14 protein-coding genes and 1 tRNA gene are annotated in these 15,118 nt (G+C 75.9%); 11 read left to right on the plus strand and 4 right to left on the minus strand.

Going from position 1 to position 15,118, the window contains the following annotated elements; translation table 11 throughout:
• Positions 1-239 precede the first annotated feature (239 nt).
• The 10 genes from fdh to NLX85_RS15225 all read left to right on the plus strand — a co-directional run bounded on the left by fdh (position 240) and on the right by NLX85_RS15225 (position 12,352).
• Positions 240-3,563 (plus strand): formate dehydrogenase, encoded by a 3,324-nt coding sequence (fdh, locus tag NLX85_RS15180; RefSeq protein WP_254335592.1) that lies wholly within the window; start codon positions 240-242, stop codon positions 3,561-3,563.
• On the plus strand, positions 3,556-4,599 hold the full coding sequence (locus tag NLX85_RS15185) for a 4Fe-4S dicluster domain-containing protein (RefSeq protein WP_254335593.1): 1,044 nt from the start codon (positions 3,556-3,558) through the stop codon (positions 4,597-4,599). The genes fdh and NLX85_RS15185 overlap by 8 nt, the downstream gene beginning before the upstream one ends.
• Positions 4,596-5,918: an NrfD/PsrC family molybdoenzyme membrane anchor subunit gene (nrfD, locus tag NLX85_RS15190; RefSeq protein ID WP_308210733.1), complete on the plus strand. Its 1,323-nt coding sequence runs from the start codon at positions 4,596-4,598 to the stop codon at positions 5,916-5,918. The genes NLX85_RS15185 and nrfD overlap by 4 nt, the downstream gene beginning before the upstream one ends.
• Positions 5,919-6,038: 120 nt before the next feature.
• Positions 6,039-7,253 (plus strand): OFA family MFS transporter, encoded by a 1,215-nt coding sequence (locus NLX85_RS15195; protein WP_254335595.1) that lies wholly within the window; start codon positions 6,039-6,041, stop codon positions 7,251-7,253.
• Positions 7,254-7,301: 48 nt separating this feature from the next.
• Positions 7,302-7,397, plus strand: a tRNA-Sec gene (locus NLX85_RS15200).
• Between the two features lie 16 nt (positions 7,398-7,413).
• Positions 7,414-8,706, plus strand: a complete 1,293-nt coding sequence (selA, locus tag NLX85_RS15205) for an L-seryl-tRNA(Sec) selenium transferase (protein WP_254335596.1) — start codon at positions 7,414-7,416, stop codon at positions 8,704-8,706.
• 2 nt (positions 8,707-8,708) lie between these two features.
• Positions 8,709-10,484, plus strand: coding sequence for a selenocysteine-specific translation elongation factor (selB, locus tag NLX85_RS15210; RefSeq protein WP_254335597.1), 1,776 nt, complete (start codon positions 8,709-8,711; stop codon positions 10,482-10,484).
• Between the two features lie 138 nt (positions 10,485-10,622).
• Positions 10,623-10,820 (plus strand): hypothetical protein, encoded by a 198-nt coding sequence (locus NLX85_RS15215; RefSeq protein ID WP_091306848.1) that lies wholly within the window; start codon positions 10,623-10,625, stop codon positions 10,818-10,820.
• Complete coding sequence (locus NLX85_RS15220) at positions 10,820-12,097, plus strand: hemolysin family protein (protein WP_254335598.1); 1,278 nt, start codon at positions 10,820-10,822, stop codon at positions 12,095-12,097. The genes NLX85_RS15215 and NLX85_RS15220 overlap by 1 nt, the downstream gene beginning before the upstream one ends.
• A 69-nt stretch (positions 12,098-12,166) precedes the next feature.
• Positions 12,167-12,352, plus strand: a complete 186-nt coding sequence (locus NLX85_RS15225) for a hypothetical protein (RefSeq protein WP_091306855.1) — start codon at positions 12,167-12,169, stop codon at positions 12,350-12,352.
• An 18-nt stretch (positions 12,353-12,370) separates the two neighbouring features.
• On the opposite strand, the gene NLX85_RS15230 is transcribed toward NLX85_RS15225, so the two are convergent.
• Complete coding sequence (locus NLX85_RS15230) at positions 12,371-13,027, minus strand: hypothetical protein (RefSeq protein WP_254335599.1); 657 nt, start codon at positions 13,025-13,027, stop codon at positions 12,371-12,373.
• Positions 13,028-13,154: 127 nt separating this feature from the next.
• On the opposite strand from NLX85_RS15230, the gene NLX85_RS15235 reads away from it, so the two are divergent.
• Positions 13,155-13,373, plus strand: a complete 219-nt coding sequence (locus NLX85_RS15235) for a hypothetical protein (protein ID WP_254335600.1) — start codon at positions 13,155-13,157, stop codon at positions 13,371-13,373.
• Between the two features lies 1 nt (position 13,374).
• Here NLX85_RS15235 and NLX85_RS15240 read toward each other — a convergent pair whose 3' ends face one another.
• The 3 genes from NLX85_RS15240 to NLX85_RS15250 form a co-directional block, all read right to left on the minus strand.
• On the minus strand, positions 13,375-13,848 hold the full coding sequence (locus NLX85_RS15240) for a hypothetical protein (protein ID WP_254335601.1): 474 nt from the start codon (positions 13,846-13,848) through the stop codon (positions 13,375-13,377).
• Positions 13,845-14,054 (minus strand): phosphatidylethanolamine-binding protein, encoded by a 210-nt coding sequence (locus tag NLX85_RS15245; RefSeq protein WP_091306867.1) that lies wholly within the window; start codon positions 14,052-14,054, stop codon positions 13,845-13,847. The genes NLX85_RS15240 and NLX85_RS15245 overlap by 4 nt, the downstream gene beginning before the upstream one ends.
• Positions 14,055-14,118: 64 nt before the next feature.
• Positions 14,119-15,000: a universal stress protein gene (locus tag NLX85_RS15250; protein ID WP_254335603.1), complete on the minus strand. Its 882-nt coding sequence runs from the start codon at positions 14,998-15,000 to the stop codon at positions 14,119-14,121.
• Positions 15,001-15,118: the final 118 nt, after the last annotated feature.

Below are 15,118 nucleotides of genomic sequence, written 5' to 3' on the forward strand. Positions count from 1 at the left end.
CGGCCGGGGCGCCGCTGTTATGCGCCCCGGGCTGTGAGCCCCCGACCGGCCGGGGCGCCGCTGTTATGCGCCCCGGGCTGTGAGCCCCCGACCGGCCGGGGCGCCGCTGTTATGCGCCCCGGGTCATGAGCCCTCACCGGACGGGGCGCCGCTGTTTTGCGGCTCGGGTCGCGGGCGCTCGGCGGCTGGCCTAATGTTCAGAAGGTCAGTCCGCCGCCGGCCGGGAGGGGGTGCCCGCGATGGGTCTCAAGACCTTCATCCAGGGTTGGCCGGTCTACCGGCAGCTCACCGGCACCGACCCGCTGGGCCGGGGCGCCGCCGCGCAGTCGGCCCGCTCGGCCGCGCTGACCGCGCGCACCGAGACCGCCGACAGCATGGCCCGGTCGGTCTGCCCCTACTGCGCGGTGGGCTGCGGGCAGCGGGTGTTCGTGAAGGACGGGCAGGTCACCCAGATCGAGGGCGACCCGGACAGCCCCATCTCCCGCGGCCGGCTCTGCCCGAAGGGCTCGGCCAGCAAGAGCCTGGTGATGAGCCCGCTGCGGCAGACCAAGGTCCGCTACCGCCGGCCGTACGGCACGGAGTGGGAGGACCTGGACCTCGACGTCGCGCTCGACATGATCGCCGACCGGATCCTCGCCGCCCGCGACGAGACCTGGGAGGACGTCGACGACCAGGGCCGCCCGCTCAACCGGACGCTGGGCATCTCCAGCCTGGGCGGGGCGACGCTGGACAACGAGGAGAACTACCTCATCAAGAAGCTGTTCACGGCGATGGGGGCGCTCCAGATCGAGAACCAGGCCCGTATTTGACACTCCGCCACCGTCCCCGGTCTGGGGACCAGCTTCGGTCGCGGCGGCGCGACGGACTTCCAGCAGGACCTGGTCAACGCTGACGTCATCGTCATCCAGGGCTCCAACATGGCCGAGGCCCACCCGGTGGGCTTCCAGTGGGTGATGGAGGCCAAGAAGCGCGGCGCCAAGGTCTTCCACGTGGATCCCCGGTTCACCCGGACCAGCGCGCTCGCCGACACCTACCTGCCGATCCGGGCAGGCACCGACATCGCGCTGCTCGGCGGCGTGGTGCGGTACATCCTGGACAACGAGCTGGACTTCCGGGAGTACGTGCTGGCGTACACCAACGCGGCCACGATCGTCAGCGAGCAGTTCGCCGACACCGAGGACCTCGACGGGCTCTTCTCCGGCTACAACCCGGAGACCGCCTCGTACGACCAGACCACCTGGCAGTACGAGGGGCACGAGGGCGAGTCCGCGGAGCGGGGCACCGGCAAGGAGCGCGACAGCGCGGCCGGCCTGCGGCACGAGTCGCACGGCATGCCCGTGGCGGCGCAGAGCCTGCGGGACGAGACGTTGCAGCACCCGCACTGCGTCTACCAGATCCTCAAGCGGCACTTCGCCCGCTACACCCCGGAGATGGTGGCCCGGGTGTGCGGCATCCCCGAGGAGAGGTTCCTGGAGCTGGCCCGCGCCTGGACGGAGAACTCGGGCCGGGAGCGGACCGGCGCGCTTGTCTACTCGGTGGGCTGGACCCAGCACAGCGTCGGCGTGCAGTACATCCGCACCGGCGCGATCATCCAGACCCTGCTGGGCAACATGGGCCGGCCTGGCGGCGGTGTCCTGGCGCTGCGCGGGCACGCCAGCATCCAGGGCTCGACCGACATTCCGACCCTGTTCAACCTGCTGCCCGGTTACCTGCCGATGCCGCACCACGCCGACCACCCGACCTTCGACGCGTGGGTGGACAGCATCCGGCACCCCGGCCAGAAGGGGTTCTGGGGCAACTCCCGGGCCTTCGCGGCGAGCCTGCTCAAGGCGTACTGGGGGGACGCGGCGACGCCGGAGAACGACTTCTGTTACGGCTACCTGCCCCGGATGACCGGCGACCACGGCACGTACCAGCAGGTGCTGAACATGATCGACGGCAAGGTGAAGGGCTACTTCCTGCTCGGCCAGAACCCGGCCGTCGGCTCGGCGCACGGGCGGGCCCAGCGGCTGGGCATGGCCAACCTGGACTGGCTGGTCGTCCGCGACCTGTTCATGATCGAGAGCGCCACGTTCTGGCGGAACAGCCCGGAGATCGCCACCGGCGAGATCGTGCCGGAGGAGTGCCGCACCGAGGTGTTCTTCCTGCCGGCCGCGTCGCACGTGGAGAAGGAGGGCACCTTCACCCAGACCCAGCGGCTGCTCCAGTGGCGGGAGAAGGCCGTCGATCCGCCGGGCGACTGCCGCTCCGAGCTGTGGTTCTTCTACCACCTCGGCCGGGTGCTGCGGCAGAAGCTGGCCGACTCCACCAAGCCGCGCGACCGGGCGCTGCTCGACCTTGCCTGGGACTACCCGACGCACGGCCCGGACGCCGAGCCGAGCGCCGAGGCGGTGCTCAAGGAGATCAACGGCTACGAGGTGGCCACCGGCCGCCCGCTGTCGGCGTTCGCCGAGGCCAAGCCGGACGGCTCCACGGCGGTCGGCTGCTGGATCTACTCCGGCGTCTACGCCGACGGGGTCAACCAGGCCGCGCGCCGCAAGTCCCGGCACGAGCAGGACTGGGTGGCGGCCGAGTGGGGCTGGGCGTGGCCGGCGAACCGGCGCATCCTCTACAACCGCGCCTCCGCCGACCCGGACGGCCGGCCGTGGAGCGAGCGCAAGAAGTACGTCTGGTGGGACGCGGACCGGGCCGAGTGGACCGGCTACGACGTGCCGGACTTCGAGAAGACCAAACCGCCGACCTACCGGCCGCCCGAGGGCGCCTCGGGTCCGGAGGCCCTCGCCGGCGACGACCCGTTCGTCATGCAGGGCGACGGCAAGGCCTGGCTGTACGCGCCCACCGGGGTGCTCGACGGGCCGCTGCCGACGCACTACGAACCGGCCGAGTCGCCGATGCGCAACCCGCTCTACGGGCAGCAGGCCAACCCGACACGCAAGGTCTACGACCACCCGGTGAACCGGATGAACCCGAGCCCGCCGGAGCCGCACAGCCAGGTCTTCCCGTACGTGTTCACGGTCAGCCGGCTCACCGAGCACCACACGGCCGGCGGGATGAGCCGGACCGTGCCGCGCCTGGCCGAGCTGCAACCGGAGATGTTCGTCGAGGTGTCCCCGGAGCTGGCCGGCGAGGTGGGACTGGTGAACCTCGGCTGGGCGCACCTGGTCAGCGGCCGCGCGGTGATCGAGGCGCGGGTGCTGGTCACCGACCGGCTCACGCCGCTGCGGATCGACGGCCGCGTGATCCACCAGGTCTGGATGCCGTACCACTTCGGCAGCGAGGGACTGGTCACCGGCGACTCGGCCAACGACCTGTTCGGCATCACCCTGGACCCGAACGTGCTCATTCAGGAGAGCAAGGTGGGCACCTGCGACGTGCGGCCGGGCCGGCGGCCCACCGGGCCGGCCCTGCTCGACCTGGTGGGCGACTACCAGCGCCGGGCCGGGATGACGCCGGACCGGCGGGTGCCTCTGGTCACCACGGGGGCGGCCGGTGGGGGCGGCGCCGCCGGCGGCACCGACGAGCGGTCCGCCGACGCGGCGCGGGACGGGGGCGGGGATGCCTGACGCCAACAGCCTCTACGGCCCGCTGGACCCGGCCCCGGACGCCGGCTGGGTCGAGGCCGGCCCGCGGGTGGGCTTCTTCACCGACACCAGCGTCTGCATCGGCTGCAAGGCCTGCGAGGTGGCCTGCAAGGAGTGGAACGGCGTCCCGGACTCGGGCTTCGACCTGCTCGGCATGTCGTACGACAACACCGGCGCGCTGACCGCCAACTCCTGGCGGCACGTCGCCTTCATCGAGCAGCCCCGCCCGGCCGGGCACCGGCCCCCGCCCTTCGCGGACACCCCGACCGGCCCGTCGGCCAGCCCGCAGAGCGCGGCGACCGCCGCCGGCACGGTCACCGACACCGGCACCGACCCGGGAGTGCCCCCGGGCCGGGCGGAGGCGGCGGCGCGGATGGCTGCCGGCCCCGAGTTCCTCGGCATGCCCGGCGCCCAGCCGCCCGGGCGGGCCACCGGCGCCGACACCCGGACCGACTTCCGCTGGCTGATGATGTCGGACGTCTGCAAGCACTGCACCCACGCCGCCTGCCTGGACGTCTGCCCCACCGGGTCGCTGTTCCGCACCGAGTTCGGCACGGTCGTGGTGCAGGAGGACATCTGCAACGGCTGCGGCTACTGCATCTCCGCCTGCCCGTACGGCGTGATCGACCAGCGCAAGGACGACGGGCGGGCGTGGAAGTGCACGCTCTGCTACGACCGGCTGGGCGCCGGGAAGACGCCGGCCTGCGCGCAGGCCTGCCCGACCGAGTCGATCCAGTTCGGGCCCCTGGACGAGCTGCGGGAACGCGCCGCCCAGCGGGTGGCGCAGCTGCACGACCGCGGCGTGCCGGAGGCCCGCCTCTACGGCCACGACCCCACCGACGGCGTCGGCGGCGACGGGGCGTTCTTCCTGCTCCTCGACGAGCCGGAGGTCTACGGCCTGCCGCCGGACCCGGTGGTCACCACCCGGGACCTGCCGAAGATGTGGAAGCGGGCCGGGCTGGCCGCCCTGGCCATGGCGGCGGCTGCCGTCGCCGCGTTCGTCGGAGGTTCATCGTGAGTCCGGAGCGCCCGGTGGGCGACCTGTTCCGCCGCTTCCGCGACCGGCTCGCCGTCGAGGGCCCGCACCGCCTCGGCGGCCCGGGCGGGCACACCGGTCACGGCGCGAAGGTGACGCCCACGCCCGACCCGGCGGGCGGCGCCGGCGGCGCGTGGCCGGGCGCGAACGGCGGCCCGGTGCCGGCCGGCCGGGAGCGCGGCAGCCGGGCCACCGCGGGCGACCCGGGTCCGGCCCGGACCGACGCCGGGGCCCGGGAGGCCGGCCTCGCCCCGTATCCGCCGCGCGACGTCGAGCCCGCCGGGCGACCGCGCCGACGCGGCGGCCGGGGCGGCGAGCAGCTCACCGTGCCGCCGGCGACGTTCACCTCGTACTACGGGCGGCCGATCCTCAAGGCGCCGGTGTGGAAGTGGGACATCGCCGCGTACCTGTTCACCGGCGGGCTCGCGGCCGGCTCGTCGCTGCTGGCCGCCGGCGGGCAGCTCACCGGGCGGCCCGCGCTGCGCCGCGCCGGGCGGGTCACCTCCCTGGCGGCGGTCAGCGCCAGCGCGTACTTCCTCGTCAACGACCTGGGCAAGCCCAGCCGGTTCCACCACATGCTGCGGGTGGCGAAGCTGACCTCGCCGATGTCGATGGGCACCTGGATCCTCACCGCCTTCGGGCCGGCCGCCGGCGTGGCCGCGGTCGCCGAGGCCGCGTCCTGGCTACCGGAGCGGGGGCTGCTCGGGTTCGGCCGGAGGCTGCTGCCGCCGGCCGGCGACGCCGCCGGTCTGGTCGCCGCGGTCACCGCGCCCGCCCTGGCCACGTACACCGGCGTGCTGCTCGCCGACACGGCGGTGCCGGCGTGGCACGAGGCGTACCCGGAACTGCCGACCATCTTCGCGGGCAGCGCGCTGGCCAGCGGCGCCGGCGTCGGGCTGCTCGCCGCGCCGCCGGCCCAGGCCGGCCCGGCGCGACGCTTCGCGGTCGCCGGCGCCGCGCTGGAGCTGTGGGGTTCGCACCGGGTGGAGAACCGGCTCGGCCTGCTCAGCGAGCCCTACGCGACGGGCACCGCCGGCCGGCTGCTGCGCGCCGGCCGCGCGCTGACCGCCGCCGGGGTGGCCGGCGCCCTGGTCGGGCGCCGCAGCCGGGTGCTGTCCGCGCTGTCCGGCGGCGCGCTGCTCGCCGCCTCCGTCTGCACCCGGTTCGGCATCTTCCACGGTGGGGTCGCCTCGGCGAAGGACCCGAAGTACACCGTGGTGCCGCAGCGGGAACGGGCCGGGCGGCGGGAGAGCCGGGGACCAGAAGTCAGCGGGCCGGGCGCCGGCCCGAACGGGGGATAGGCAGGACAGGCGCCGGGCCCATGAGCCGATACGGGGGTACCGCTCATGGCCACATCAACCGCGCAACCGCGGGGGAATCCACCACCGACACGGGGCCGGTGGGGTCTCGTCGTCGCGGCCGTGCTCGTTCAGCTCGCGCTGGGCGCCGTCTACGCGTGGAGCGTGTTCAACAAGCCGCTCCAGGCCGAGTTCGGGTGGAGCAAGGCCGAGGTGGTGCTGCCGTTCGAGGTGGCCATCGGGACCATCTTCATCGGCAGCCTGGTGGGCGGGCGCATCCAGGACCGGCGCGGGCCACGCCCGGTGGCGCTGGGCGGCGGCATCCTCTACGCCGTCGGGACCATGCTCGCGTCGCTGGTGTCGTCGAGCGACCAGCTGTGGCTGCTGCTGCTCACCTACGGCGTGCTGGGCGGCATCGGGCTGGGGGCCGCGTACATCACGCCGATCGCCATGCTCAGCAAGTGGTTCCCGGACAAGCGCGGGCTGATCACCGGCATCGCCGTCGCCGGCTTCGGCTTCGGCGCGGTGGTCACCGCACCGGTGGCGAAGGCGCTGCTGGCCGGCACCGACCACAAGACCAGCGTCTTCCTGCCGCTGGGCATCGCCTACCTGGTCGCGGTGCTGCTGGGGGCGTCCTTCTTCCGCGATCCACCGGCCGGCTACCAGGTGCCGGGCTTCACGCCGGCGGTCGGCGGCCGGGCCGTCGCCGGCACCCGCGTCTACACCCTCGGCGAGGCGCTGCGCACCCGGCAGTGGTACCTGCTCACGCTGATCCTCACGCTCAACGTGACCTGCGGCATCGCGCTGATCTCCCAGGCCGCGGACGCCGCGCAGGCGGTCGCCGGGGTCGGCGCCGCGACCGCCGCCGGCCTGGTCGGCGTCCTCGGCCTGTTCAACGGCGGCGGACGGGTGGCCTGGGCGTGGCTGTCGGACCGGATCGGCCGGATGCCGGCGTTCATCGGCATGCTCGCCCTGCAGGGCGTCTGCTTCCTGATCCTGCCGCACGCCTCCGCGTTCTGGCTCTTCGCGGCCCTCGCCGCCCTGGTCTACCTCGCCTACGGCGGTGGCTTCGGCACCATGCCGGCGACCGCCGCCGACTACTTCGGCACGCCGAACGCCGGCGCCGTCTACGGGGCGATGATCGTGGCGTGGAGCATCGGCGGAGTGGTGGGCCCGCTGCTCACGGCCCTGCTCTACGACGCCAGCGGCAAGAGCTACACCCTGCCCTTCACGGTGATCGGCATCCTCGCCTTCGTCGCGCTGGTGCTCCCGCCGATCACCCGCCTGCCCGCCGCACCCGGCGAGCCACGACCCCACTTCCAGACGCCCGGGCCCTGATCCGGTCCTCCGCGGGCGGCCCGAGATCAGGTGTGGTTAAGTGCTCGTGGAGGCGTTCAGGCGGCTGGTGCCCCTCCCGGTCTTCAAAACCGGTGTGGTCCGGGACCCGGGCCAGGCGGGTTCGATTCCCGTCCGTCTCCGCCAAGCCCTGGGAGACCCGATGCGTGACGTCGACCCGCGGCGGCGGGTGCCGCGCACCGACGCGCTGCTCGCCGACCCGGCGCTGGCCGCCGCGGCCGGCACGCTCGGCCGCGACCGGGTGAAGGCCGCGATCGTGCGGGCCCAGCGGCGGGCCCGCGCCGGCGAGCTCACCCCCGAGCAGGTACGCGACGCCGCGCTGGCCGAGCTGCCCGCGCCGACCCCGCGGGCGGTGCTCAACGCCACCGGCGTCGTGCTGCACACCAACCTGGGCCGGGCCCCGCTCGCGGCCGCCGCGGTCGACGCGCTGGTGGCGGCCGCCGGGCACACCGACGTGGAACTGGACCTGCGCACCGGTCGGCGGGCCCGGCGCGGCCGGGAGGCGCTCGACGCGCTCGCCGCCGCCGTGCCCGACGCGCCGGCTGTGCACGTGGTCAACAACGGCGCCGCCGCCCTGGTGCTCGCCGCCACCGCCCTCGCCGCGGACCGGGAGATCGTGGTGAGCCGCGGCGAACTCGTCGAGATCGGCGACGGGTTCCGCCTGCCCGACCTGCTGGAGAGCACCGGCGCCCGGCTTCGCGAGGTGGGCACCACCAATCGCACCGCCCTCGCCGACTACGCCGCCGCCGTCGGCCCGCGCACCGGGTTCGTGCTCAAGGTGCACCCGTCGAACTTCCGGGTCAGCGGCTTCACCTCGGCCGTGCCCGTCGCCGACCTGGCCACCCTCGGCGTGCCGGTGGTCGCCGACATCGGCTCGGGGCTGCTCGCCCCCGACCCGCTGCTGCCCGACGAGCCGGACGCCGCCACCACGCTGCGCGCCGGCGCGCACCTGGTGACCGCCAGCGGCGACAAGCTGCTCGGCGGGCCGCAGGCCGGCCTGCTGCTCGGCGCGGCCGACCTGGTCGAGCGGCTGCGCCGGCACCCCCTGGCCCGGGCGCTGCGGGTGGACAAGCTGACCCTGGCCGCGCTCGCCGCGACCCTGCACGCGCCGACCACCCCGACCCGGGACGCGCTGCACGCCGAGCCGAGCGCCCTGCGCGCCCGCACCGAACGGCTCCGCGACCGGCTCGGCGAGGACGGCTGCAAGGCCGAGGTGGTGCCCAGCGCCGCGGTGGTCGGCGGCGGTGGCGCCCCCGGGGTCGAACTCGACTCCTGGGCGCTGAGCCTGCCCGAGCGGTACGCCGAGCCCCTGCGCACCGGCGCACCGCCGATCCTCGGGCGGGTGCTGCACGGCCGGCTCCTGCTCGACCTGCGGTGCGTGCCCGCCGACGCGGACCCGGACGTGCGGGCCGCGATCCTGCGGGTCGGGGCCTGACCGTGTGGGTGGTGGCCACCGCCGGGCACGTCGACCACGGCAAGTCCACCCTGGTCCGGGCGCTGACCGGGATGGAACCGGACCGGTGGGCGGAGGAACGCCGCCGGGGCATGACCATCGACCTGGGCTTCGCCTGGACCACCCTGCCCTCCGGCGGCACCGTCGCGTTCGTCGACGTGCCCGGGCACGAGCGGTTCGTGCCGAACATGCTCGCCGGCGTCGGGCCGGTCCCGGCCGCGCTCGTCGTGGTCGGCGCCGACGAGGGCTGGATGCCGCAGTCCGCGGAGCACCTGGCCGCCCTGGACGCGCTGGGTGTGTCGTACGGGCTGCTGGCGGTCACCCGTGCCGACCTGGCCGACCCGGGGCCGGCGCTGGCCCGGGCGCGGGCGGAGCTCGCGGCCACCTCGCTCGGCGCGGTGGAGGCGGTGCCGGTCAGCGCCGTCACCGGTGCCGGCCTGCCCGAGCTGCGGGCCGCGCTCGGCCGGCTGGTCGCCCGGCTGCCCGACCCGGCCCGCGACGCCCCGGTGCGGCTCTGGGTGGACCGCTCGTTCACCATCCGGGGCAGCGGCACGGTGGTCACCGGCACCCTCGGCGGCGGCCGGCTGCGCGTCGGCGACCAGCTCGAACTCGCCGCCACCGGAGAGCCGGTGCGGGTCCGCGGCCTGCACGCGCTGAACGCCGCCCACGACGAGGTCGACGCGGTCGCCCGGGTGGCGGTGAACCTGCGCGGGGTGTCCCGGGACCGGGTGGCCCGCGGCGACGCGCTGCTCAGCCCGGGCCGGTTCCACCGCACCGACCTGCTCGACGTGCGGCTCGCCGGTGACCCGGCCGCCGACCTGCCGGCCGCCCTCACCCTGCACGTCGGCTCGGCCGCGGTGCCGGCCCGGGTCCGCCCGCTGGGCCCGGACACGGTCCGGCTGCGGCTGGCCCGCCCGCTGCCGCTGCTGATCGGCGACCGGGCGTTGCTGCGCGACCCCGGCCGGCACCACGTGGCCGGCGGGGTGACCGTGCTGGACGTGGACCCGCCGCCGCTGCGCCGCCGGGGCGCGGCCGCCGCCCGGGCCGTCGTCCTGGCGGGGTTGGACGGCCGGCCCGACCTGGCCGGGGAGCTGCGCCGGCGGCGCCTGGCCCGGGCCGGCGAGCTGACCCGGATGGGCGTGCCGGTCACCGCCGCCCCGGTCGCGGGGGACTGGCTGGCCGACCCCGACCACTGGGGGGACCTGGGCCGCCGGCTCGCCGAGGAGGTCGCCCGGCACGCCCGCGAGCACCCGCTGGAGGCGGGTGCGCCGGTCGACGTGCTGCGCCACCGCCTCGACCTGCCCGACCGGGCGCTGGTGGAGGCGCTGCTGCGCCCGCCGCTGCGGCTGCGCGCCGGCCGGGTCACCGCCGCGCCGGCCGACACGCTGCCCGAACCGGTGGCCCGGGCGGTGGCCCGGGCGGTGGCCCGGGTCCGCGCCGAGTACGGCGAACGCCCGTTCCAGGCCCCCGAGGCCCACCGTCTCGCCGACCTCGGCCTCGGCCCCCGGGAGATCGGGGCGGCCGTGCGCGCCGGCGCCCTGCTCAAGCTCGCCGACAACGTGGTGCTGCTGCCCGGCGCTCTGGACGACGCGGTGCGGGTCCTCGCCGGGCTGCCCCAGCCGTTCACGCTCAGCGCCGCCCGGCAGGCGCTGGACACCACCCGCCGGGTGGCGGTGCCGCTGCTGGAGCTGCTCGACCGGCGGGGCGCCACCCGGCGGCTGCCCGACGACGCCCGCGAGGTGGTCCTCCCGCCCGGCTGAGCGTCGCGCCGCCGACGAGGCGGAGCGGGAGCGTGACCTCCCGGTGACCGTCCTCGCCGCCGGTTCGGCGGGTACGTGGTCCCCGGCGGCTGGGCCAAGCGGCACCGGGAGCCGCACCCGGTCACCTACGGTGACGCCATGGACCCTTCCGCGGTCTGGCGCGACCGGAACCACCGGTGGCGGATCGAGGCGTACCGGGCACCGGACCTGCGGTTCGCCATCTTCGCGACGAACGGCACCACCGAGTCGGCGCCGCTGTGGCTGTTCGGGATGGCCGCGCTGGCCCGGTGGCTGATGACCCACGCGATCTCCCTCGACGACCTGGAGACCGACTGATGGCCGGCCAGCTCGTCCTGGTGGCGGTGCTGGTGCTGATCAACGCGGCGTTGTCGGGCAGCGAGATGGCCATCGTGACCCTGCGCGAGGGACAGCTGCGGCGGCTGGGCCGGTCGGGGCGGACGGGGGCGCGGCTGATCCGGCTGGCCCGGGAGCCGAACCGCTACCTGGCCACCATCCAGCTCGGCATCACCCTGGCCGGGTTCCTCGCCTCGGCGGCCACCGCCGTGTCGCTGTCCGAACCGCTGGTCGGCCCGCTGGGTTTCCTCGGCCGGGCCGCCCGCCCGGTGGCCGTGGTGCTGGTGACCGTGGTGCTGACCTTCGTGACGCTGGTCGTCGGCGAGCTGGCCCCGAAGCGGCTGGCCATGCAGTCGGCGGAACGCTGGGCGCTGCTCAGCGCCGCGCCGCTGGACCTGCTCGCCCGGGTGTCCCGGCCCGCGGTGTGGCTGCTCGGCCGGGCCACCGACCTGCTGGTCCGGCTGGCCGGCGGCGACCCGCGGGCCAACCGGCAGGAGGTGACCGAGGAGGAGCTGCGCGAGATGCTGGTCAGCCAGCGGGGGCTGTCCGCGCAGCAGCGGGAGATCCTGGCCGGGGCGTTCGACATCGCCGGCCGTACCCTGCGGGAGATCCTGGTGGCCCGCCGGGACGTGACGTTCCTGTCGACGGAGCTGACCGCCGCGGAGGCCATGCGCCGGCTGGCCGCCACGGGCCGCTCCCGGGCGCCGGTGACCGGCCCCGGCGGGCTGGACGACGTGTGCGGGGTGGTGCACATCCGCGACCTGGTCGACGCCGACGGGCAGAGCGTCGGGCAGCGCGCCCGCCCGCCGGTGCTGCTGCCCGGCACGCTGCCGGTCGCCGACGCCATGCGGCAGCTGCGCCAGCGCCACGAGCAGCTCGCCCTCGTGATCGACGAGTACGGCGGCGTGGACGGCCTGGTCACCATGGAGGACCTGCTCGAGGAGGTCGTCGGGGAGCTGTACGACGAGACCGACCGGGACGTGCGGGAGGCGGTCCGGGAGCCGGACGGCGCGCTGCTGCTCCCGGGTGACTTCCCGCTGCACGACCTGCCCGACGCCGGCGTGCAGCTGACCTTCCCGCTGACCCGGGAGTACACCACGGTCGCCGGGCTGGTCCTGGCCGGGCTGGGCCGGCTGCCCACCGGCCCGGGCGAGCGGATCCGGTTGCCCGGGCTCACCGTCGAGGTGGTCGAGGTCGCGGACCGGGCGATCCGCCGGGTACGGCTGCGCGGTCCGGCCGCCGGCTGCCGGGCCGAGTGACCCCCCGTCCGGGGGACAAGCGTGCGGAACGGGCCCTTCGCGGCGCCCGGCGGCCGTACCGTCCGGACTGTGAAGGACCGAGGACTGCGGACGTTCGTCACCGTGCTCGCCGGGCTGGCCGTGATCTACTTCGGCGCAACCGGGCATCGCAGCAGCGGCGGGGAGGGCGAGGGCATCTCCGGCGGCGTGGTGCTGCTGGCCCTGCTCGCCTCCGCGCTGGCCTGGAACCTGACCAAGCCCGGCCCGGCCAAGTGACGCCCCGCCAGGGCCGGTTCAGCGGACCGCCGCGGCGGTGCGGCTGACCTCGCCGGCAGACTCCTCGCCGAGCGCCACCCGCACCAGCGCCGACGCCAGCCGCCCGAAGTCGGCCTCGCCCACCAGCCCGGCCAGGCCGCCCGGGTTCGCGGGCAGGCCCAACCGGCGGGCCCCGGCCAGGGTCCGGCGGTCGGCGTACGGGCGCACGTCCGGCCAGACCGCCTGCACCTCGCGCAGGAAGATGTCCGCCCCGGTCGGGCCGATGCCGGGAAACTCGGTGAGCAGCCGGCGCAGCACGGTGCGGTCGCCGTCGGCCTCCTTGTGCATCCGGCGCAGGTCCCCGTGCCACCGGTCCAGGCAGAGCCGGGCCCCGGTGCCGAGCATGGTGGCGGTCCGCTCGTCGTAGCGCCGGTAGTGGCCCCGGCCGAGCGCGTCGACCCGCTCCTGCCAGCTCGCCGCCTCCATGGCCTGCGGGGTGCGCCAGCCGGCCGTGAAGAGTTCGCGCGCCGCGGCGACCGCCACGCAGGCCCGGATCCGGGTGCTCAGCAGCGTGGTGAGCACCAGCAGCTGGTAGAGCGGCCCCGGCCGGTCGGCGATGGTGATCCCGGCCTCCTCCGCGTACGTGCGGGACTGCCGGTCCAGCAGCGCCCGCGCCACGTTCCGATCGTCTGGCATCCGATGGGGGTACCCGCCCCGCGCCGGACCAGACGCCCGGGGCCGGGCCGGAATGCGCCCGGCGGCGGCGGGTACCCGAACCACGTGCGCGGCCCACGCCGTGCGCCGCCACCGGAAGGAGAGACCTGTGGTCAAGCCGCAGCAGGAGGAACTGCGCCGCAACGACAAGGGCGCGACCAGCCAGGACAGCCGGGAACTCATTCCCCAGGCCGGGAGCAGGGGGCCCCACGGCCAGGGCGGCACCTCGAACGCGGACACCGGGCGGCCGGTCCCGAAGGGGCAGGTCTCGCCGTACGGGCCGGCCGGCGCGCCGGTGAGCGACGACGAGAGCGACCGGCGGGGCTGAGTCAGCCCCGCCGCGACGGCGGCCGCAGCCTCCACCAGGTGGCTGCGGCCGCCGCTCCGTATGCCAGGTGTGGCACCAGGTCCGACGCCCAGTCGGCCTTGCGCCAGGTCCGCGGGTCGCTGATGCCGAGCGCGGCGATCGAGCCGTCGGAGGTGGCCATCACTCCGCCGCCGAGCAGCCCCACGGCCAGCGGCAGCGGGATGCGGCGGCGGGCGGCCAGCAGCCCGAACAGCGCCCCGGCGGCGATGCCCGTGCCGTAACCGATGACGGGCCCGAGGCCGGAACGGCGGTTCGCCGCCTTCTCCTCGGGCCCGAGGTCCACATGCGCCGCGTCGGCGAACTTCCCGGCGGTCTGCTCGGGCGTGCTGCTCGCCGGGCGGCCCCGCAACGCCATGTCCAGGAAGCTGACGACGTTCAACGCGGCGCTGCCGACGGCGCCCGCGATGGCGCCGTCGACCGCGGGAGCCGCCCTCACTTCGGGTCGCCTGGTTCGCGTTCACCCTTGGGGCCGAACGTCCGTTCGCCCCGCACCACGCCCCGCTGGCCGCGGTCGTCCTGGAGAATCCGGTTCGCGACCTGGTTCGCCTCCTGGTCGGCGGCCCGCCCGGACTGTTCGATCAGATCCCGCAGCCGCGCCCGCTCCTTGTCGTACGCGTTGCTGCCCGGCCGTGGTCCTGGCATCGCTGCCTCCTCCGGTCGCTGTGGATGTCCGTACCGTCTACCCGCCCGGGCCGGGGCCAACCGTTCACTCCACGGCGCGGACCACGGCCACCGGGCAGTCGGCGCGGTGCAGCACCCCCTGGCTCACCGAGCCGAGCAGCAACCCGCTCAGCTCCCCCCGGCCCCGCCGGCCGACGACCAGCAGCTGGGCCTCGCGGGACGCCTCGGCGAGCGCCGCGACCGGCCGGCCGTGCACCGCCTGCCGGGTGACCGGCACCTCCGGCCGGCGTTCGGCCAGCCCGCTGAGCGCGTCGGCCAGCACCCGGTCCTCCTCGCCGCGCAGCTGGCTCTCCTCGTACACCAGGGGTTGCATGTCGCCAGGGCCGGCGGAGGCCGGGTGGGTGTAGGCGTGCACGGCGTGCAGCCGGGCGCCCCGGACGGCGGCCTCGTCGGCGGCGAACTCGACCGCGGCGCGGGACAGCCCCGAGCCGTCCACCCCGACCACCACCGGGCCGGCCGGGCGCGGCGTGCCGCGGGCGACCAGCACCGGGCAGTCGGCGTACGAGGCGACCTGGATCGCCACCGAGCCGACCACCAGGGCGGCGAACCCGCCGAGGCCCCGGTCGCCCACCACGATGAGGGCGGCGGTCGGGGACTCGCCGAGCAGCACCGCCGCGGCCTCCCCGTCGATGATCTCGCCGGAGACCCGCAGCCCGGGCGCGGCCGCCTCCGCCTCGGCGACCGCCGTGGCGACCAGCTCCTCGGCCTGGTGTCGCAGGCCCCCGCCTGGTGGCCCCTCGGCGGAGGGCGACAGCGGTACGCGCAGCAGCGGCCAGATGAACCCGTGCACCACCCGCAGCGGCCGCTGCCGGCGGGCCGCCTCCTGCGCCGCCAGGCGCACCGCCGCCAGGGCGGGTTCGGAGCCGTCCACCCCGACCACCACGGCCGCGCCGTTCGCCGAGTTCACGCCGTACCTCCTCGCCGTCGGCCGCCGCGGCCAGTATCGCGGCCGGTGGGTGGCCGCCGGGGCGATACCGCGTGAGCCGACCCCTGGGTACGCTGGCGACCATCGCCTGAGAGAGGGA

The organism is Micromonospora sp. A3M-1-15 (assembly GCF_024213425.1).
Classification (GTDB): domain Bacteria; phylum Actinomycetota; class Actinomycetes; order Mycobacteriales; family Micromonosporaceae; genus Micromonospora; species Micromonospora chersina.